Source organism: uncultured Porticoccus sp., from assembly GCF_963975625.1.
Classification (GTDB): Bacteria; Pseudomonadota; Gammaproteobacteria; order Pseudomonadales; family Porticoccaceae; genus Porticoccus.
In genome coordinates this window covers 1-18,803 of the sequence record NZ_CAXBHS010000015.1, presented here as the reverse complement: position 1 = coordinate 18,803, position 18,803 = coordinate 1, and the positions used below count along the sequence as shown (strand labels likewise).

Sequence of the window (18,803 nt, the reverse complement as noted above, 5' to 3'; positions counted from 1 at the left end):
GGCCTGTCGGTAACCCGCTTCGGTTGGAATCCCGGAGATGCTGTTTCGGGTCCTGCTACTCTTCGTCGGGTATCTCCGTTTCTGCGCCGATGTGATACGCAGCAAATCCGGCCATGACCACCTGATCCACCGCCATACCGATAATCCGTCCCGTATCACGTGCATGAATGGCGTGGCTGGCATTGGTGATCGGGTCGGTGACAACGCCCAACACCTGCCCTTTGATGACGCGGTCACCCAGCTTTTTCTTGCTGAACAAGATGCCGGCGTGTTCGGCCCTGATCCAGTAGGAGTCATAGTAGACCGGTTCCGGTTTACCCCAGATAAACAGCCTCGAAATCATGTTCTGCTTTTCCATCAGGCTGTTGAGGCTGTTCACCCCGGCCTTGATTTGCTTTTCCTGGATGCGCAGGGATTCCCCGGACTCCATGGACACGGCAACGATACCTGCATCCAGTGCCGCAGTGCGGAGCATGCCTGTTGTCCCGCTGCTGTGAACCACTGCCATACGATCAAACCCTTTGACGAATGTACGCACTTCAGCAATATTCATGTCGGCACGCAATTGTGGCAGGTTGGTGCGTTTCAGTGAGCCGGTATGGATATCCACCAGCATCGTGCAGTGGCTGATGATTTCATTGAACAGTGAGTAAGCGATCCGGTCCGCCAGATTGCCGGTGGGATTGCCGGGAAAATGGCGATTGAGATCACGCCTGTCGGATAAGTAGCGACTGCCCTGCTGGAAACCCTGCAGGTTGACTATGGGTACACCGATCACCTGTCCGGCCAGCATCTCCGGATCCAGGTCGTAGAGCGTGCGGCGAACAATTTCGATGCCGTTCAGTTCGTCGCCATGGACAGCCCCGGTCAGGCACAGGGTTGGCCCGGGTTTTGAACCATTCACCACCAGTACGGGTGTGGATTGAGACAGCCCGGCAATCTGCATGCCCGAAGACCAGGATAGCCGGGTCGAGGTGCCGGGCATGATTTCCGTACCGAGCAAGGTAATAGCTCCCGCCACTTCTTCTGTGGGGTCGATATCAGACGCATTGGCGGATTCTGCACTGGCCGCCTGATCATCCGAAAAATCCTCATTGTCGGGTGTTTTGGGCTTCGCTTCCGTTGCGGTTTGCGGTTCTGGTTCTGGTTCTGGTTCTGGTTCTGGTTCTGGTTCTGGTTCTGGTTCTGGGGCCTGGCCGGCTGGCGTCTCCGGGGAAAAGGATTGAATCCCAGGCGGTGGGGCCAGCTCTTTCAGGTTAATGTGAGGAGCAATTTTGGTTTTTTTTGGGGAGGATTCGGGGTCTTCTGAGGCTCCAGCTTGATCCGGGTGCGATATTTTTCTGGCGTGGTCGATATTTTTTCGAAGGGGTTTTGACGATTCAATATCCTCGACATTTTCATCATCGGCGGCTTCAGTTTCGGCCTCCTCAAACTCCAGTTGGCTTTCCGCCAGAGCGGGTATGCAGAGCAGGCAATACAGCAGGCTGGCCAGCAGGATACGGGGTACCAGTGTGGACAGCGGGTGGTTCATTGACATGATGTCTCCGGTTCGGTCGGTGCCCGGCCGGATCGTGTCTGCAGGAAAGATTCGTTCAATCTCGGTACAGCATCCAGCAGGGTTTTGGTGTGAAGATTTTGCGGATCTGCCATAACGGCTGCGGTGCGCCCTGTCTCGACAAGGCGCGCTTTATGCATCACCGCCATCCGATCTGCCAGGTAATCCACTACGCCCATATTATGGGTGATAAATAACATACCGATGCCGTCTTCGTCGACCAGCTCCCGGAGCAGACGGAGTATGCCGGCCTGAACGGAGACATCCAGCGCTGAGGTGATTTCATCACACAGAATAAAGCGGGGCTCCAGCACCAGCGCTCTGGCGATGGCCAGCCGCTGCCGCTGACCGCCGGAAAACTCATGGGGGTAGCGCCACAGGCTGTCGGCGGGCATCTCCACGCGTTCGAGAAACCGGACGGCCCGTCGGGTGCGTGCGTTGTCATCTTCGCCAATGCCGTGCACCCGCATCGGTTCTATCAGGGAGGTATGAATCGGCAGTCTGGGATTGAGGCTGGAGCCCGGGTCCTGGAAGACCACTTGCATGCGACGTCGCAAGGGGCGCATTTCAGCGCGGCTCAGGTGGGTAATATTCTGTCCTTCCAGGTGAATGCTGCCCGTGGTTGCTTCCTGCAAACGTAGTAGTGCCCGTCCCAGCGTGGTTTTCCCGCAACCGGATTCCCCCACCAGAGCCACGACCTCCCCGGCATTGACCTGCAGAGAAACCCCGTCAACCGCATGAAATTGATCGACGATACGTCGCATCAGGCCCTGGCGTATTGGAAAGTAAACCGAGAGATTATCCACCGCCAGTAAAGTCTGTGTTGAGGCTGGCGGTCGGGGCGAGCGGGACAGCCGCTCCGGCAGTGCCGCAATCAGGCTGCGGGTATAGGCATGTTGCGGATTGCTCAGCACGTCAAAGGTTTTGCCGCTCTCGACCAGTTCGCCATGTCGCATGACACCTACCGTATCAGCTATCTGGGCCACCACACCGAAGTCATGGGTGATAAATAACATACCCATGCCATAGCGGGCCTGTAACTCGCGCATCAGTTTGAGGATTTCTGCCTGCACCGTGACATCCAGGGCTGTGGTGGGCTCATCGGCGATTAACAGCGCGGGTTCACAGATCAGTGCCATGGCAATCATCACCCTCTGCCGCTGGCCACCGGACAGGCGATGGGGATACTCGAGGATGCGGTTGGCCGGGTCGGATATCAACACTTCACCCAGCGCCGTCAGAATACGCTCACGTCTGGCCTCGGCATTCAGGGCGGGTCGGTGTATCCGGAGGACTTCGTCCAGTTGCTCGCCGATGGTTAGCACCGGGTTCAGTGAGGTCATGGGCTCCTGAAAAATCATGCCGATGCGTCGGCCGCGGACACTGCGCAGTTGTTCATCATTGGCGCTGAGTAATTCGAGGGCTTCGCCACCCGGCTCATGCAGCCATGCCTGGCCGTCGGGGTGGCGGAAGCGGCCGGCGGGCAATAACCTCATGATCGAGAGTGCCGTCACGGATTTGCCACTGCCGGATTCTCCCACCAGACAATAGGTTTCACCGGCGTTCACTGTCAGGCTGATTCCATTCACTGCCCGCAGCCAGTTGTCGGCTTCGCCCAGTTCCGTGACCAGTGATTCCACCTCAAGCAACTTCACGCGCGTTTGCTCCGGTTGGTGTGGGGATCCACCGCATCCCGCAGCGACTCACCGAGCAGGTTGTAGGAAAACACCGTCAGAAAAATCGCTCCGCCGGGAAAAACCGCCAGCCACCAGTTGAAGGTGGAGGATTGCACAGCCTGATTAAGCAGCTGTCCCCAGGAGGGGTCATCAATCAGTCCCAGCCCGAGAAAGCTCAATGTCGCCTCTGCCAGAATGGCGGAAGCAACCCCGAAACTGGTGGCGACCAGCAGCGGCGCCAGCCCGTTTGGCAGCATGTGACGAAACAGTATGGAGCGCAGTGGTAGCCCACAGGCGACGGCGGCCTGCACAAAATCCTGCTGCCGCAGTTTCAGGAATTCTGCACGAACGTAGCGGGCATAACCCGACCAGGCCGTGATGCCGATGATGACCATCATCATGTAGATGGAGCGACCAAAAAAAGCCACAAAAGACAGCAACAGAAAGAGGGTCGGGATGGCTTCAAAAATTTCCACCAGCCGCATGCCGATAATATCCACGATGCCGGAAAAATAGCCCATCAGACCACCGATGATGGTGCCGATCACCAGGGCAATACCGGTGGCGATAAAACCGATGCCCAGGGCGATGCGAGAGGCGTGGATCATTCGTGAGGCGACATCGGCCCCGTTTTCATCGGTGCCCATCCAGTGGATGCGCTGCTCCGAGGTGAGCAGTGGTGATTCGATACCGGTGTCCGCATAGTCACGCAGATAATCCTTCGCCGAGTAGGGGATGGGCGCGCGGATCATTGTTTCAACCTTGCCGGTAGCCTCCAGCTCGCGATATTGCTCATAGATCACCAGGGCCGGTGGCGATACCACGGTATAGGCAATCATTGCGGTGAGGCCCAAGCCGACCATTGCCGAGAGAAACTTTTTCCACAAAGGGAGGGGCAACAGGGCAATCACCAGAATCATGGGGAGGCCGGCCAACCAGACCCAGTCGAGTGGGGTCATATGTTGCAGCAGCGGGCTGCTGGCCTGTCCGTCCACTACCAGGTAAAGGGGGTGACTGCTGGCCAGAAAAGGGGAGAATGTGGCAATAATCACCAGCAGGCCGATCCAGCTGAGGCCAATGCGAGCGCTGGTGCGTCCCAACAATGAAACGGCCACTTGCGTTGTCCAGGGCTGGGAGGGCTGTTTCATATCAGTGCCAGCAGATAACTCAGTCATAGCTGACCCTCGGATCGACAATGGCATAGGCAATATCTGCCAGCAGGTAGCCAAACAGTGTCAGCAGGCCGGAGATCAGTGTGACGGATAGCACCAGTTCGCGGTCCCTGGTTTGTACGGCTTCCACCGCCAGTTTTCCCATCCCGTCGATACTGAAGATGCTTTCCACAATCACCGAACCTGCCAACAGGCTGGGCAGCAGGGTGGCCGAGACTGTAATCAGCGGCAGCAGGGAATTGCGGAATACGTGTCGCCACAGAACAGTTTCTTCGTCGACCCCTTTGGCCCGGGCAGTGCGCGCATAGTCAGCGGCCAGATTTTCCAGCAGTGACGAGCGTGTCAGCTTGGCAAGAAAGGCCAATCCGCCGTAGGACAGTGCAATGATCGGCAGCACCAGATGCCAGAGCCGATCCAGCAGGTAGCCGCCCTGCATCACCTCGACGCCCAGATATCGGGACAATGTCAGCCCCCCACCCAGACCGATTGCGCCCGCCAGGGCAATACGGAATCCCGGGTGTTGCATACCGGCCAACAGACTGGTCAGCAGCCCCAGTGCAGCCGACAGCACTACATGCAAACCGCCCAGCCAATGGCCCCCGAGATCCCATGCCATGGTATAACCGAGCAGTGCCCCAATGGTGAATCCACCGCACTGGCGGGCAATTTTGGGTGCGGAGGTCGCCGCGGCAATCAGCAGCACTGTGACGGTCACAACGCAAGCCACTGCAATCAGCAAATCGCTGCCATTGGCAAACAGGGGCAGAAAGGTCTGATCGACGGTTTCGCGCTGTATCAGGCCGCCGGTGGGAAACCAGCGCCAGTATTGTTCGGAGGCAAAGAAACCGATAAACAGCACTCCGGCCAGCATGCTGGGCACTGACCACAGCCCCAGCAGAAAGATATTCGAGGCCACATCGAAGCGCCCGCCGCGCTGCCGCGCTGCCTGTACACCGATGCTGATGGCAATCGCATAAATGAGGGGGATGGAAATCAGGTTAAGCAGCAGGGTGATGGGCAGGCGTTCCGCCAGCAAATCCATCACCGGACGGCCGTAGCGAAAGCTGGTGCCCAGGTCCGCGCCTTTCCACAGGGAGAATGTCCCCAGCGTGCCATCCGGTTCCCGTTCGAAACCGATCGGCGAAATATTGTTCAGCCAACGCAGGTATTGCACCGGTGCCGGTTGATCCAGCCCATAGAGCTTGTTGTAGTAGTCCTCCAAAGCCCGGCGACTCTCCGGCTCCAGTTCCATGCCGTCTACCAGCGACTGGGCTGTAATGCCGCCCGGGGCCGCGGCCATGACAACAAAGACTACCAGTGTGATACCGAGCAGGGTCGGTATCATCAGCAAGGTGCGACGTATTAAATAATTCAGCATCGGCAGTTCAGCGATTGCGCTGGCGATCGGCCGGAACGTAGATCTCCACCGGCACACTCATGAGGTTCAGGCCCAGCCCGGTTTTTTCCAGGTTGCTGATTCGATCATCCACAAAAGCCAGGGTGTTGCGACGGAACAGGAACGTGTAGGGCTGGTCTTCCACCAGAATGCGTTCTGCCTTGTGCCACAGCTTCATGCGCTTTTCTTCATTGACTTCGCCGCGCGCTGCATCAATGGTGGCATCCAGTTCCGGGTTGCTGTAGTTAATGAAATTGTCACCGTTTTCCATGGACTGACTGGAGTGGAACATCTGGTAAATATCGATTTCGATACCGGAAGTCCAGCCGAGGGTGATGGCATCAAAATTCTTTTGCCGCAGGTCCTCTACCATCACCGACCACTCGGTGGGTTTCGGTTTCATCAGAATGCCCGCGCGGGCATAGAGATCCCTGAGGAACAGCACCATCCGCCGGGTATCATCGTTATCCTGGAAAAAGGTCAGCTCGAATTCGAAGTTCGTGCCATCCTCTGCCTGCAGAATGCCGTCACCGTTGCGATCGACAAAGCCCGCCTCGGCAAGTAACCGTTTGGCTTTTTCCATATCGCGGGGGAAGGGCTGGTTTTCCGGGTTGTGCTGGGATGATCCCGGCATAAACGGGCTCACTGCGGGTTGACCGTAGCCGAGAAAAATTTCCTCGAGCATGCGCTCCACATCGGTCAACAGCGACATGGCCATGCGTACCCGGGTATCGCTGAAGAGGCTGTTTTTGCCGCCGCGTTGCTGATTCCAGGCAATGAAGCTATAGCCGGCAGTGGGACTCATGTACTCAAAATGTTTGCTGCGTTCGCTGATGCCCGGGTCGTCAAGCAGGCGCTGATATTCCCGTGGGCGGGCCCCGTAAACATCGATATCCCCGTTGCGGAAGGTGGTGAGGCGGGCGCTGTCATTTTCAATAATACGCCACACAATCCGGTCGAACGATCCATCCACTGGGCCCCAGTACCGGGGGTTGCGCTCCAGTTCAACCCGGCCCTGGTCGGGGGTCCAGTTCTCCGGATCCTTGAGTCGATACGGGCCTGAACCCAACAATAGTCCGCGGCTCTCATTAAAGGTACGGGGCTCATCCAGGAAGCGCTTATAGAAATGTTCCGGGAGGATCGTCAAACCACCTGCCAGTTGCAGGCTGTTGAAGTAGGGTTCCTTGAAGACAAACTCCACGTGGTAATTGTCCTGCGCGGTGACCCGCTCAATCCGTGACAGATAGGCACGGCTTCGAGGTGCGGCAATGGCTTCGTTCATGATGAATTCAAACGTGAACTGCACATCCTTGGCGGTCATGGCTATCCCGTCGGAGAAGCTGATATCGCGGCGCAGGGTAAAGTTGATGGTGAGTCCGTCATCGGATATCTGCCAGTCTTCTGCCAGTAGCCCGCTCCACTCCAGTGTGTCCGGATCCCGAACCAGCAGGGATTCGAGAACATATTGCTGAACTTCCGAGGAGTAGGCGTCGCCCGAGACCAGTGGTGTCAGGGTGGTGAGGCCGCTGCCGAATGCCAGCATCAGCCAGTCCCCCTGCGCGTAATTGGCCTGTTGTGTGGCCAGTCTTGCCCGCTCAAAGGCATCTGTCCGGTCAGCGGTGTCTCTCAAGCGGTCATCCACCTCGGACGTATTGAAGCGCGCAGTGCGGACCGTCTGTTCCAGGTTGCGTAAAACGCCCCGGGTAGAGCGAATATCCTGAGCCTGTTCCTGCATCAGTCGGGTGATATCGTTCATGCGGGTCCACTGCCGGTCTATCTGGACCATCAGTAGTACCATCAGTAGACCAAGCGCGCCGATGCCGAGCCAGAATGCAATCCGGCTGATACCCATGTTGCCATTTTTCATGCTGATCCGCCCATCTCCGCTGTGCTATTCGATAACCGTTCTGTTGTATGAGTGCTTCCTGCACAGTCTGTTCAACTGCAGCGGCTTATATTACTGAACTTGTCGAATAAAGGGTGGCCGCTGTTAACCGTCGTTATCCTGACATGTTTTCCAACGCACTACGAAGATGGGCGACGGTGCGCTCGATGTTGTGCAGTTTGTCGAGACCAAACAAACCAATTCTGAAGGTTCTGAAACCTTCCGGCTCATCGCACTGCAAGGGTACTCCGGCTGCAATCTGCAGGCCCTGTTCCAGAAATTTTCTGCCATTTTGAATATCCGGATCATCGGTATAACTGACCACGACCCCGGGCGCCTGGAAACCCTCGGCGGCAACACTTTTATACCCCCGGTTGGTAAGTAGTTGGCGAACTTTCTGCCCCAGCTCAAGCTGCTCCTGTTTTACCTTGTCGAAGCCATAGGCTTCGGTTTCCTGCATGGTGTCACGGAATTGCAGCAGGGCGTCGGTGGGCATGGTGGCGTGGTAGGCGTGGCCACCCTTTTCATAGGCTTCCATAATTTGTAGCCATTTGCGCAGGTCGCAGGCAAAGCTGCTACTGGTGGTGTGGTCAATGCGCTGTCGCGCCTCTTCCCCCAGCATGACCAGCGCACTGCAGGGCGATGCGCTCCAGCCTTTTTGCGGTGCACTGATCAGGATGTCGACGCCACAGGCCTGCATATCTACCCAGAGCGTGCCCGACGCAATGCAGTCGAGCACAAACAGGCCGCCCACCGCGTGAACGGCTTCTGCCACTGCACGAATATAGTCATCCGGCAGCAACATGCCAGCGGCGGTTTCCACGTGGGGTGCAAAAACCATTGCCGGTTTTTCTGCGTGAATCCAGGCGGTGACTTCATCAATGGGAGCGGGCGCCAGTGACGGTCGTTCGGGATCATCGTCCACTGGCCGTGCTTTCATCACGGTAATATCGTCGCTGATTTTTCCCATTTCCAGAATCTGGCTCCAGCGATAGCTGAACCAGCCGTTGCGAATAACCAGGCATTTTTTGTCTGTGGCGAACTGACGGGCTACCGCTTCCATACCGTAGGTGCCGCCACCGGGGACCACCACAACGGCTTCGGCGTGGTAAACCCGCTTTAATGTGCTGGAGATGTCATTCATCACCGCCTGAAAGCGTTTGGACATGTGGTTCAGTGAACGGTCGGTGAAGACCACGGAATATTCCAGTAAACCGCTGGGATCGGTATCGGACAGTAGGCCGGGCATGGGGGCTCCTTCTTGTCAGTGCGTCATTCTTGCGTAAGGCCGGTCAGTATATTTTAAGCCGGTGAAGATTCCCAAAGCTTGTCGTCGAGTCGGTGCGAAAGATTTGCTGCACAAACGGTTCATTATGAATGTGCCGTAAAGAGAATAATCCGGTTTTGGTTATTCAAAACCCGGCGGACAAGTCAATTTTTTGTCGGCCAAAAAACGAATTTCTGGCCAGAAAAATGTCATTGATTGGCGCGATTAATTTATTGATAACGTATTAAAAAATAGATAGTTTTAATGGTTCCGCAGTTGATTTCAGCTTCTGTTTCATATGCGGCTAATGCTGTATTAACCACATGTTAATGCAGTGGGTATTGGCTAACAATAAAATGATGAAGGGTTCTATGGCTAGATATATTGTGACGAAAAAACCACAGGAAAATGGCAATCATATTGTCCACAATTTGGGCACCTGGTGTCCGGATTTGCCGGACTCTGTGGATCAGAAATCCCTGGGTAATTTCCCCACCTGCCAGGCGGCAATGAGGGAGGCGAAAAAACATTTTCAGGAGGTCAATGGCTGCTTTAAATGTTCACGAGCCTGCTTTGTAGGATAAACTCCTCAAAGCAGTACAGCAGGGCCATTGAAAAGTGGCCCTTTTTTCTGGCCTGCCATTGGCGTTAATGGCAGGAAAACGGGGCGCTGGTCAATCGCGGGCCGACCCCAGCCGGGCATCCTGTCAGTGGATGGACCGCCTTGCTAGTCGTTTTTACATAGAGAGTTGGAATGGAAAAGATATTTGAGAACACCATGTATGCCGCACGCTGGTTGCTGGCGCCCATTTATTTTGGGTTGAGTTTTGCGTTGTTGGGCCTCGGCATAAAGTTTTTTGTCGAAGTGGTGCACACATTGCCCATGATTCTGACCATGTCTGAAATGGACCTGATTCTGGTGGTGCTTTCACTGGTGGATATTGCCCTGGTGGGTGGCCTGATTGTCATGGTGATGTTTGCCGGCTACGAGAATTTTGTCTCACAACTGGATCTGAAAGAATCCACCGACAAACTGGTCTGGCTGGGCAAACTTGATACCAGTTCACTGAAAAATAAAGTGGCGGCATCCATTGTGGCCATTTCGTCGATTCACCTGCTGAAAGTTTTTATGAATGCGCCGGAAATAGCGAATGACAAGATCCTCTGGTACGTCGTGTTGCATATGACCTTTGTGGTTTCTGCCTTTGCCATGGGCTTGCTGGACAGAATTATGACCCGTCACTAGCCCGATTCTGGGTGACAGAACTCTCGATGATAGCCGTGGTGGGCAGGATATGTCCTCCGTGCTTTCCTGCATTGTGAATATTGCGTGATCCGCCAACATAAACGCGGCATAGCAGAGTTTGGTTTGGTTGAAACGGGGTAGAGCCGCCAGTACCGGAAACGCCGACGCGGCCTTTCCGGTACTGTGTGAATCATCGCAATCTAGCGCAATGGTTCATTGACGAATTCCAGCGCTGGTGGATAGCCTTTATCGGCTGATTTTTTGAACCACACCATACCCTTGTCTTCACTTTTTGTCGTGCCAAGACCGTTATAGTACAAGCCTCCCAATGCGTACATTGCAACGGGATGCCCTTCATTGGCGGCTTTCTCGTACCATTTTATGGCCTCGGCATAGTCCTGAGTAACGTTCTCCCCAGCCTGATAAAACCAACCCATTTCGAACAGTGCTCCCGGGTGGTTTTGGCGAGCGGCTTTCTGATAGTAGTCAAAGGCTGTTTGTATGTCTTTGTCCGTCCCCCAGCCTTCTTTGTAGAGAATTGCAACACCATACTGTGCGTCGGCATCACCTGTGGCAGCGAGTTCGGAGAGAATGGCATAGCCTTCATCCAGCTTGCCACTGCGGACAGCTTCATAACCCTCTTCGAGGGTTTCTGCCCACGCCGAGATCGAAAAGATAATACCTATTAATAAGCTGATATATTTCACGGACACTCCAGGGATAGTCATTCTGTTATTTTGTTGTCGGCACAGGAATTACCTGAACGACATTGTGGAAGAGAGCGATATTGTCGTCTGCAAATCTTCCGGTTGAAACGTTTGATTGTCTCAAGGGTTACGAGTTCACTTTGCCTGATGGATCATATTCAGACATACCCGTCGGGGACGGCTGAACCAGGCGAGACAACTGTCATTGCAGTAACCGGTGTCCGGCAGGTAATTGCCGCGCCATCCACAGTGCCAGTTTATGCTTCATGTGGACGATATCATGCTGTTCATTGGCCAGTGGCTGAATCAGTTTGTCGTGCACCAGAAGTTTATAAATGTATTCGATTTTTTCGTTGGCTGAGTCGCTGGCTTCAAATTTTGCCGCACCACGTTTTTCGGCATAGATCATGCCTATTCGCAGTGCTTCCTTGAGGAGTTCGGTCTCGTGTTTCAATTTGGACATGGATAGTTTCCTGGTTCAGTCGCAGCAGCCGGTAAGCCCCTGGTCCATCAGTTCGGCAGGGGAGTCGGTATCAATTGTACCCACAACGGTTGCCGGAACACCTGCAACCACAGAGTGGGGGGGGACATCGTTCAATACCACGCTGGCGGCCGTTATTTTGGAACCGGCACCAATTTCGATGTTGCCGAGAATTTTTGCACCGGGGCCAATCATCACGCCGCGCCGCACTTTGGGATGACGGTCACCGGACTCCTTACCGGTGCCGCCGAGGGTCACTGACTGCAGGATAGACACGCAGTCCTCTATGATGGCCGTTTCTCCGATGACGATACCGGTGGCATGGTCAAACATGATGCCGCGCCCAATGCTGGCGGCGGGGTGAATGTCCACACCAAAGGTCACCGATATCCGGTTTTGCAGAATTAGCGCCAGGGATTTTCTGTCCCGCTGCCACAGCCAATGAGCAGCGCGCCACGCCTGCAAGGCGTGAAATCCCTTGTAGTAGAGGAACGTGGAGAAGAGGTTCTGGCAAGCCGAATCACGCTGATAGATGGCGAGAATATCGCAATTGACGCGGTCTTCGATATCTGGATCCGCTGCAAAAGCTTCCTCGAACACCTCGTGCAGCGTAAGCGCTGACATGGCGCTACAGCCCAGTTTCTCCGCCAGCAGGAAACCCAGGGCTGCCAGCATTGAATCGTGTTTCAGAAGGGTGACTTGCAGAAAACTGGCCAGTACCGGTTCTTCTCCGGCAACCACGGTGGCTTCCTGCTGAATTTTTTGCCAAAGACTTGTGCTCATAAGCGGAAATCTTGATGTTTAACAGTGGGTGCCATTATCAAGGTCAGCCGGTTAATTTTCCAGCGGCGTTCGTGCCAGACACCAAACATCGACCCTGACCGCCCCCGCGCTCATCAACAAATCGCTCAGTTCTCCAACGGTGGTGCCTGTGGTCATCACATCATCCACCAGGCCAATGTGTTTCCCGTTCACTGGTGCATGGAGCTGAAAGGCACCCCTGATATTGGTCAACCTCGCTTTGCGGGATTGCCCCTGCTGATGTGGCGTATGTCGGTGACGATGCAATAGCTGTTGATCAACCGGAATGGCCAGTTTCCTGCCCAAATAGCGGGACAGCCAGCCCGCCTGATTGAAGCCCCGTGTAAATTGCCGTCGCCAATGCAGTGGCACCGGTGCAAGCAAGTCCGGTAAAGCGGACTCCGGGTTGTTTTGGGACGTCAATATCGCGGACACCAGTAACTCGGCCAGCAAAGTGCCGCGGTTGAATTGGCCCCGGTGTTTGAAACTGTTGACCAGTCGATCTACCGGATACGTATAACGTAGGGGAGCAATACAGTGATGAAAAGCGGGTGGGCTGACCAGGCATCGACCACAAACAGTCGGAGTGGTCAGGGGCAGACCACACCGGGAGCAGGCTGGCCAATTAAACGGCAGGGCTGCCTGGCAGTCAGTGCACAGATCCTGTCCCCGCCCGGAAGCGATGCCGCACAGCAGGCATTGCCCCGGTAGCAGCCCATAACTTGCCCGGTGCAGCAGTCGTGTCCATCGAACACGGTCAAATACAGCTTTTACTGATGGGAACATCGCTTGTTAACCTAAAATCCATTTATGGTTGACAGTGGTGTTGGCTCACCTATCATAGCGGGCTGTCACTGCACTATATGAGAGATAGCCGATGTCCGCCAGCCACACCACAGATATCCGCCATGACTGGAGCCGTAAGGAGGTTTTGGCGCTGTTCAATCAGCCTTTTAATGACCTGATGTTTCAAGCGCAGGTAGTGCACCGTCAGCATTTCAATGCCAACGAAGTGCAACTCAGCACATTGCTCTCAATCAAAACGGGCGCCTGCCCGGAGGATTGTAAATATTGTCCGCAAAGTGCCCGCTACGATACGGGCCTCGAGAAGGAGAAGCTGCTGGCTGTGGAGCAGGTGATCGAGGAGGCAAAAGCCGCCCGGGCGAGCGGGGCCACCCGTTTCTGTATGGGGGCTGCCTGGCGATCGCCAAAAGACAAAGATATGCCCGTGGTGGCCGAGATGGTTCGTCAGGTCAAGGCACTCGGTCTGGAAACCTGCATGACCCTGGGTATGCTGGAGGCAGAGCAGGCCCGACTACTGGCCGATGCAGGCCTGGATTACTACAACCACAATCTCGACACATCTCCGGAGTATTACGGCGAAATCATCACCACGCGCACCTATGAGGATCGTCTGAACACCCTGAATAATGTGCGCCAGGCAGGCATGAAAGTCTGTGCGGGGGGCATCGTCGGTATGGGTGAGGGGGAAAAAGACCGGGCGGGACTGTTGATGCAGTTGGCCAATCTTCCCCATCATCCGGAGTCAGTGCCGATCAATATGCTGGTGAAAGTGGCGGGTACTCCTCTGGACAGTCAGGAGGACCTGGATCCCTTCGATTTTCTTCGCACGATTGCGGTAGCCCGTATCCTGATGCCCAAATCCCACGTGCGGCTGTCCGCTGGCCGCGAGGAGATGAATGACCAGATGCAGGCGCTCGCCTTTATGGCGGGTGCCAACTCTATTTTCTATTGCGAAAAGTTGCTTACCACCCCCAACCCCAAGGCCAACAGTGACATGGCGTTGCTCGGTCGTCTCGGTATCCAGCCTGAAACCCGTCAGGTTGAGCGGGACAGTCTCGAGGAAGCGCGGGCTTTACAGCGGGCAGTGGCCGAGATGGAAACAGACCACCTGTTTTACAACGCCGTGAATTAGCAGCGCGTTACCGACACCCTCCGTATTCGCAGTATTTTTATCACAGATCATCGCCGGGGCAGTGGATTCGCTTACCCGGGGGGAAGGGTCAGATGACATCATCCATGGATCAGGTGTTACAGGCGCGACTGGATCAGCGTCAGATTGACAACCTGTATCGCCGTCGACACCTGTTGCAGTCGGCTCAAAACAGTATTGTGCAGGTGGACGGCAAAACCTGCGTGGCCTTTTGCAGCAATGATTATCTGGGGCTGGCCAGTCACCCGGCTGTGATCGACAGTATGCGCCGTGGTGTTGAAACCTATGGGGTCGGCAGTGGTGCCTCCCATCTGGTCTATGGCCACTCCCAGGAGCATCATGCCCTGGAGGAAGAGCTGGCCGCGCTGACCGGTCGTCCCCGGGCGCTGTTGTTTTCCACCGGTTATATGGCCAATCTGGGTGCCATCCGGGCTCTTGTAGACAAGGGCGATCACGTCTATCAGGATCGTCTTAACCACGCGTCCCTGCTGGATGGCGGATTGGCCAGCAATGCCTCCTGCCAGCGCTATCGGCATGCCGATGTCGGCGACCTTACCCGGCGACTGGGCAAGACAGAACATGGCCGAAAACTGGTTGTCACTGATGGTGTGTTCAGCATGGATGGGGATCTGGCACCGCTGCCAGCGTTGGCCCGGGCCTGCGCCGAACAGGGTGGTTGGTTGATGGTGGACGATGCTCACGGTTTTGGTGTGCTGGGAAAAAACGGCGGTGGTCTGACAGAGCACTATGGGCTCGATGTCACCGATGTGCCGGTGCTCATGGGAACGCTGGGCAAGGCATTTGGTACCTTCGGTGCTTTTGTGGCCGGTTCCGATGCCCTGATCGAAACCCTGATCCAGTATGCTCGCACCTACATTTATACCACTGCATTGCCTCCCTCCGTGGCAGCGGCCACTCGCATCAGTCTGAAAATACTGCGCCGGGAAACCTGGCGCCGTGAAAAACTGCTCAGCCTGATCGAACGGTTCAGGACGGGGATCGGCGAACTCGGGCTGGAGTTGTTGAATTCACCGACGCCCATCCAGCCGGTCATGTTGCATGATGACGCGGTCTGTTACCGGGTGGGCGAGGGTCTGCGTGCCAGGGGATTTCTGGTGGGTGCGATCCGTTCTCCCACTATTCCCGTGGGCAGTGCAAGATTGCGCATAACCCTCTGTGCCGAGCACACCGACGACCAGGTGGATGCGCTGGTTGAGGCGATTGGTAAGACTGTGGCGGAAGTCGGGAAAATTCACAGTGAATAACCTCTACTTCCTCACGGCCTGTAAAAAAATCTGTGATGGATCGGGTCAATGGCCTACAACCCGGGAGATCGTTTAGGTTGGTACAGCGTGCAATGGTTAAACGATTTTTTGTGACAGGCACCAATACCGGTGTTGGCAAAACCCTGATCAGTACCGCGTTGCTGGCTACGGCTCGCGATAGCGGATTGACTACTGTCGGGTTGAAACCGGTGGCTGCCGGGTGTGAGGTCACGGATGAGGGGCTCCGCAATGCCGACGCCCTTTCGTTGCTGGCCCAGTCGAGTCTGCCGTTGTCCTATGATGAAGTGAATCCGGTGGCGCTGGCACCGGCGACCGCACCGCATATTGCCGCTGCAGAGGCGGGTCGGCGGCTGAGTGCCGAGCGACTGGCAGGATTCTGCCGGGGCATTATGCTGCAACCGATGGACCTTTTGCTGATTGAGGGGGCGGGCGGTTGGCGAGTGCCCCTGAACGAGCGGGAAACGTTCGCTGATCTGGCCAAAATTTTGCAATTGCCGGTGATTCTGGTGGTGGCGATGGAGCTTGGTTGTATCAATCACGCGTTGCTTTCGGCAGAGGCGATTCAGCGGGACGGGCTGAAGATGGCAGGCTGGGTTGCCAACCAGATTTGCCCCGAGAAAATGGACCGCTACCATGAGACCCTGGCAAGCTTGCAAGCCCGATTGCCATGCCCCATGATCGGTGCAGTACCATGGTTGTCGAACCCGACCCCGGAACAGGCAAAGCCATTCCTGAAACCGGAGTTTTTGACGGCAAAAAACCAATTAACCAGTGGTGAATAATTTATGGGTATGAGAAGCGAAGAAGAGTATTCAGAAGAAGATCTGGAGCGAATCCGCCAGGTGGTCAACTCGGGCGTTCATTCTGTGGAGCGAAAACCGTTTCGCTTCAGTCTGTTGTTCCTGTGGTGGATTGTGGTGGCCGCCATGGGTGGCGTCGCCTGGTTTTTCGCCAGAATGATCGGTGCGGTTTAACCGGCCAGATGCAAAATCGCCTGCCATTCCTCGTCCGTGACTGGGACGATGGATAATCTCCCCTGCCTGAACAGCACCATGTCCTGCAGGGTTCTCTGTTGTTTCAACTCCGACAGTGGTATCAACCGCGCGAATTTCCTGACCAGTTTTACATCCACACAGAACCAGCGCGGTTTGTCCGCCGTGCTGGCCGGGTCATAGCCGTCACTCGCCGCATCAAACTGGTTGGGGTCAGGATAACCTGCGCTGGTGATGACCATGATCCCTGCAATTCCCACCGCCTTGCAGCTCGAATGATAGAACAGCACCAGATCTCCCGGTTTGACCCGGTCGCGCAGATGGTTGCGCGCCTGGTAGTTGCGAATGCCATCCCACCGGCAGCGCTGGTCCGGTTCGGCAGCCAGGTGATCGATGCTGAAAATGTCGGGTTCGGATTTGAACAGCCAGCAGGACATGATGGCATCTCTGGATAATCAGTCTGGGAAAATCAATCAAAGTGTCCGGAAATGCCGGGCCGCCTCAACAGCAGCCCCGCTTGTTTGCCGAGGAAAGCAAACGGTCGGTCAGGCGTCTTTGACCCGGACCATCAGTTTGCCGGTATTTTCACCGGTATAAAGTTTCTTGACGGTCTGCAGGGCGGTTTCCAGACCCTCTGACACATCCAGACGAGCCTTCAGTCTGCCTTCCTTCATCCAGCCAATCAGTGCCTCGGTCGCTTCCGGGTAACGATCCATGTAGTCCAGGATGATGAAACCCTGAATCTTCAGGCGATGCATCAGAATCAGGTCATAGTTGTAGGGACCGGGTACCGGCTCTGTGGCATTGTACTGGGAGATCAGCCCGCAGGTGGGGATACGGCCATGCAGATTCATCTGTTTGAGACATTCGTCGAGAATCTTTCCACCGACGTTGTCAAAGTAGACGTCGATGCCGTTTGGGCAGGCCTTGGCGAGCGCCTCTGCGACATTTTCGGTTTTGTAGTTAATGGCCGCATCAAAGCCGAGCTCTCGGGTAATCCACTGACATTTCTCATCTGAGCCGGTCAGTCCAACCACATGGCATCCCTTGATCTTGGCGATCTGACCAACGAGGCACCCCACAGCGCCTGCCGCCGTGGAAACGACCACGGTTTCACCGGGTTGTGGGTCACCGATCTCCAGCAGACAGAAATAGGCGGTGGGGCCAACCAGGGCCAGTGTGCCAAATGCATCGATGACAGGCACATCGCCAACTTCACCCAGCAGACCAACGGTGGCAGGTGAGCCGATCTGGTAATCTGCCCAGCTGCCGATACCGCTGACAATATCGCCAGCCTTGAACTCGGGGGTATTACTTTTGATTACGGTGCCGCAGACGACGCCACGCATCGGGGCGTTGATCGCCACCGGTTCCATATACTGCTCCATGTCGCTCATCCAGATCCGATTGGTGGGATCCAGTGACAGGTAGTTGAGACGAAACAGGCACTCGCCCTCACCGGGCTCCGGAATGGCTTCCTGCTCAAGGCTCAATACATCATCGGTAATCTCTCCGACAGGACGCTTGCGCAAACGCCATACTCGATTGGTGTCTGACATGGTGTTGTTCTCCTTATTTGTCATCGTGAAGTGGATCGATTCTGCGTTTCTTGCTAGGGATTTTTAGGCCCGGCCTGCTGGTTGTAGGCAGCCCCAAGGTTAGCTGATAAAAAAAACATCGTACTTGACGTACCCTTCGGGTCCAAACTGGATTTCCGTCATCTTGTTAATGCACTGAATATCGTTGAGCCAGGCGTATTTCTCCGCCGAGGTCTGAAAGGTGGGCGCGGCGATAAAGTAGGGGATATCCTTATCAGTCAGTAACTCGCCATTGCTGAGCCGCTCTGCACTCTCGGAGGAGTTTTTGATAATACCGTTGTAGCTCATATAAATATGGGCACCATCATCTGTTTCGATCAGTCCCCTCACATCCAGCCGGAAAGTACCACTTGGCATAATGCGCAGCCAGTCGGCACCCGGCGCAATGAACTGGCCATTGATGTCAGGACCCCTGACCCAGCCACCGGGACGCACATTGACAATCATCAGCCCCGAATCAATTGAGACAGGCGGATCCAGCGGTGCCAGATAGGTCATGATGTATTGGGTGGTCAGGTGGGTGCTGGGTTGCGGGTTGTCGTGCCGGGCCATCAGTAAATTCTCTCTGACAATACAGTTTATTGGTATCGGTCACTGTCGTGACGATGGTTCAGGCCACTTTTTCTGTCGATAGGCGGTCGAGGTTAATGCAAGAATAACGATTCAATGCATTTTCGGGGTGATGCCTGAGCATTCAGCATCCTAGCGGTTTTTGAATGCTCAGTACAGTAAGAGCCTTGTCCAATATGAAGTGAGTCTGGAGGGCGGGTGTGATTCCAAGATGAAA

General features: G+C 55.4%; 18 protein-coding genes. 5 read left to right on the top strand and 13 right to left on the bottom strand.

Going from position 1 to position 18,803, the window contains the following annotated elements:
- Nucleotides 1–55 precede the first annotated feature (55 nt).
- From AACZ64_RS12345 to AACZ64_RS12320, 6 genes are all read right to left on the bottom strand, one after another.
- Complete coding sequence (locus AACZ64_RS12345) at nucleotides 56–1,537, bottom strand: succinylglutamate desuccinylase/aspartoacylase family protein (RefSeq protein ID WP_339640251.1); 1,482 nt, start codon at nucleotides 1,535–1,537, stop codon at nucleotides 56–58.
- Nucleotides 1,528–3,210 (bottom strand): dipeptide ABC transporter ATP-binding protein, encoded by a 1,683-nt coding sequence (locus AACZ64_RS12340; protein ID WP_339640249.1) that lies wholly within the window; start codon nucleotides 3,208–3,210, stop codon nucleotides 1,528–1,530. Before AACZ64_RS12340 ends, AACZ64_RS12345 begins: the two co-directional genes overlap by 10 nt.
- On the bottom strand, nucleotides 3,207–4,406 hold the full coding sequence (locus AACZ64_RS12335; RefSeq protein ID WP_339640248.1) for an ABC transporter permease: 1,200 nt from the start codon (nucleotides 4,404–4,406) through the stop codon (nucleotides 3,207–3,209). The genes AACZ64_RS12340 and AACZ64_RS12335 overlap by 4 nt, the downstream gene beginning before the upstream one ends.
- Nucleotides 4,399–5,781: an ABC transporter permease gene (locus tag AACZ64_RS12330; protein ID WP_339640246.1), complete on the bottom strand. Its 1,383-nt coding sequence runs from the start codon at nucleotides 5,779–5,781 to the stop codon at nucleotides 4,399–4,401. The genes AACZ64_RS12335 and AACZ64_RS12330 overlap by 8 nt, the downstream gene beginning before the upstream one ends.
- A gap of 7 nt (nucleotides 5,782–5,788) precedes the next feature.
- The gene (locus tag AACZ64_RS12325; protein WP_339640245.1) at nucleotides 5,789–7,666 is read right to left on the bottom strand and encodes a peptide-binding protein; all 1,878 of its coding nucleotides are present in this window, start codon (nucleotides 7,664–7,666) and stop codon (nucleotides 5,789–5,791) included.
- A gap of 133 nt (nucleotides 7,667–7,799) precedes the next feature.
- Nucleotides 7,800–8,933 carry an aminotransferase class V-fold PLP-dependent enzyme gene (locus AACZ64_RS12320; protein WP_339640244.1) on the bottom strand — a complete coding sequence of 378 codons (1,134 nt, stop codon included), beginning with the start codon at nucleotides 8,931–8,933 and terminating at the stop codon, nucleotides 7,800–7,802.
- A gap of 772 nt (nucleotides 8,934–9,705) precedes the next feature.
- Between AACZ64_RS12320 and AACZ64_RS12315 the strand changes: the two genes are divergently transcribed.
- Nucleotides 9,706–10,197, top strand: a complete 492-nt coding sequence (locus tag AACZ64_RS12315) for a TIGR00645 family protein (RefSeq protein ID WP_339640243.1) — start codon at nucleotides 9,706–9,708, stop codon at nucleotides 10,195–10,197.
- Nucleotides 10,198–10,397: 200 nt separating this feature from the next.
- On the opposite strand, the gene AACZ64_RS12310 is transcribed toward AACZ64_RS12315, so the two are convergent.
- The 4 genes from AACZ64_RS12310 to AACZ64_RS12295 all read right to left on the bottom strand — a co-directional run bounded on the left by AACZ64_RS12310 (nucleotide 10,398) and on the right by AACZ64_RS12295 (nucleotide 12,972).
- The gene (locus tag AACZ64_RS12310; protein WP_339640241.1) at nucleotides 10,398–10,904 is read right to left on the bottom strand and encodes a tetratricopeptide repeat protein; all 507 of its coding nucleotides are present in this window, start codon (nucleotides 10,902–10,904) and stop codon (nucleotides 10,398–10,400) included.
- A gap of 202 nt (nucleotides 10,905–11,106) precedes the next feature.
- Nucleotides 11,107–11,367: a DUF5062 family protein gene (locus tag AACZ64_RS12305; protein WP_036859650.1), complete on the bottom strand. Its 261-nt coding sequence runs from the start codon at nucleotides 11,365–11,367 to the stop codon at nucleotides 11,107–11,109.
- 15 nt (nucleotides 11,368–11,382) lie between these two features.
- A complete protein-coding gene (cysE, locus tag AACZ64_RS12300; protein ID WP_339640239.1) occupies nucleotides 11,383–12,168 on the bottom strand; it encodes a serine O-acetyltransferase in 786 nt (261 codons plus the stop codon).
- Between the two features lie 51 nt (nucleotides 12,169–12,219).
- On the bottom strand, nucleotides 12,220–12,972 hold the full coding sequence (locus AACZ64_RS12295; protein WP_339640237.1) for a ComF family protein: 753 nt from the start codon (nucleotides 12,970–12,972) through the stop codon (nucleotides 12,220–12,222).
- 91 nt (nucleotides 12,973–13,063) lie between these two features.
- On the opposite strand from AACZ64_RS12295, the gene bioB reads away from it, so the two are divergent.
- From bioB to AACZ64_RS12275, 4 genes are all read left to right on the top strand, one after another.
- On the top strand, nucleotides 13,064–14,122 hold the full coding sequence (gene bioB, locus AACZ64_RS12290) for a biotin synthase BioB (RefSeq protein WP_339640235.1): 1,059 nt from the start codon (nucleotides 13,064–13,066) through the stop codon (nucleotides 14,120–14,122).
- 104 nt (nucleotides 14,123–14,226) lie between these two features.
- Nucleotides 14,227–15,405, top strand: coding sequence for an 8-amino-7-oxononanoate synthase (gene bioF / locus AACZ64_RS12285; protein WP_339640264.1), 1,179 nt, complete (start codon nucleotides 14,227–14,229; stop codon nucleotides 15,403–15,405).
- 92 nt (nucleotides 15,406–15,497) lie between these two features.
- A complete protein-coding gene (bioD, locus tag AACZ64_RS12280; RefSeq protein ID WP_339640233.1) occupies nucleotides 15,498–16,208 on the top strand; it encodes a dethiobiotin synthase in 711 nt (236 codons plus the stop codon).
- A 3-nt stretch (nucleotides 16,209–16,211) separates the two neighbouring features.
- Nucleotides 16,212–16,400, top strand: a complete 189-nt coding sequence (locus tag AACZ64_RS12275; RefSeq protein ID WP_339640232.1) for a DUF3094 domain-containing protein — start codon at nucleotides 16,212–16,214, stop codon at nucleotides 16,398–16,400.
- On the opposite strand, the gene AACZ64_RS12270 is transcribed toward AACZ64_RS12275, so the two are convergent.
- The 3 genes from AACZ64_RS12270 to AACZ64_RS12260 form a co-directional block, all read right to left on the bottom strand.
- The gene (locus AACZ64_RS12270) at nucleotides 16,397–16,855 is read right to left on the bottom strand and encodes an EVE domain-containing protein (protein WP_339640230.1); all 459 of its coding nucleotides are present in this window, start codon (nucleotides 16,853–16,855) and stop codon (nucleotides 16,397–16,399) included. The two genes, AACZ64_RS12275 and AACZ64_RS12270, sit on opposite strands and share 4 nt — an antisense overlap.
- Nucleotides 16,856–16,963: 108 nt before the next feature.
- Nucleotides 16,964–17,977, bottom strand: coding sequence for an NADP-dependent oxidoreductase (locus AACZ64_RS12265; RefSeq protein ID WP_339640228.1), 1,014 nt, complete (start codon nucleotides 17,975–17,977; stop codon nucleotides 16,964–16,966).
- A 99-nt stretch (nucleotides 17,978–18,076) separates the two neighbouring features.
- Nucleotides 18,077–18,568: a DUF3237 domain-containing protein gene (locus AACZ64_RS12260; protein ID WP_339640226.1), complete on the bottom strand. Its 492-nt coding sequence runs from the start codon at nucleotides 18,566–18,568 to the stop codon at nucleotides 18,077–18,079.
- Nucleotides 18,569–18,803 lie beyond the last annotated feature (235 nt).

What these genes read in the sequence shown, in the direction of transcription:
- AACZ64_RS12345 (WP_339640251.1), bottom strand. Translation starts at nt 1,537, where the DNA reads ATGTCAATGAACCACCCGCTGTCCACACTGGTACCCCGTATCCTGCTG.
- AACZ64_RS12335 (WP_339640248.1), bottom strand. Translation starts at nt 4,406, where the DNA reads ATGACTGAGTTATCTGCTGGCACTGATATGAAACAGCCCTCCCAGCCC.
- AACZ64_RS12330 (WP_339640246.1), bottom strand. Translation starts at nt 5,781, where the DNA reads ATGCTGAATTATTTAATACGTCGCACCTTGCTGATGATACCGACCCTG.
- AACZ64_RS12325 (WP_339640245.1), bottom strand. Translation starts at nt 7,666, where the DNA reads ATGAAAAATGGCAACATGGGTATCAGCCGGATTGCATTCTGGCTCGGC.
- AACZ64_RS12320 (WP_339640244.1), bottom strand. Translation starts at nt 8,933, where the DNA reads ATGCCCGGCCTACTGTCCGATACCGATCCCAGCGGTTTACTGGAATAT.
- AACZ64_RS12315 (WP_339640243.1), top strand. Translation starts at nt 9,706, where the DNA reads ATGGAAAAGATATTTGAGAACACCATGTATGCCGCACGCTGGTTGCTG.
- AACZ64_RS12305 (WP_036859650.1), bottom strand. Translation starts at nt 11,367, where the DNA reads ATGTCCAAATTGAAACACGAGACCGAACTCCTCAAGGAAGCACTGCGA.
- cysE (WP_339640239.1), bottom strand. Translation starts at nt 12,168, where the DNA reads ATGAGCACAAGTCTTTGGCAAAAAATTCAGCAGGAAGCCACCGTGGTT.
- AACZ64_RS12295 (WP_339640237.1), bottom strand. Translation starts at nt 12,972, where the DNA reads ATGTTCCCATCAGTAAAAGCTGTATTTGACCGTGTTCGATGGACACGA.
- bioB (WP_339640235.1), top strand. Translation starts at nt 13,064, where the DNA reads ATGTCCGCCAGCCACACCACAGATATCCGCCATGACTGGAGCCGTAAG.
- bioF (WP_339640264.1), top strand. Translation starts at nt 14,227, where the DNA reads ATGGATCAGGTGTTACAGGCGCGACTGGATCAGCGTCAGATTGACAAC.
- bioD (WP_339640233.1), top strand. Translation starts at nt 15,498, where the DNA reads ATGGTTAAACGATTTTTTGTGACAGGCACCAATACCGGTGTTGGCAAA.
- AACZ64_RS12275 (WP_339640232.1), top strand. Translation starts at nt 16,212, where the DNA reads ATGGGTATGAGAAGCGAAGAAGAGTATTCAGAAGAAGATCTGGAGCGA.
- AACZ64_RS12270 (WP_339640230.1), bottom strand. Translation starts at nt 16,855, where the DNA reads ATGTCCTGCTGGCTGTTCAAATCCGAACCCGACATTTTCAGCATCGAT.
- AACZ64_RS12265 (WP_339640228.1), bottom strand. Translation starts at nt 17,977, where the DNA reads ATGTCAGACACCAATCGAGTATGGCGTTTGCGCAAGCGTCCTGTCGGA.
- AACZ64_RS12260 (WP_339640226.1), bottom strand. Translation starts at nt 18,568, where the DNA reads ATGGCCCGGCACGACAACCCGCAACCCAGCACCCACCTGACCACCCAA.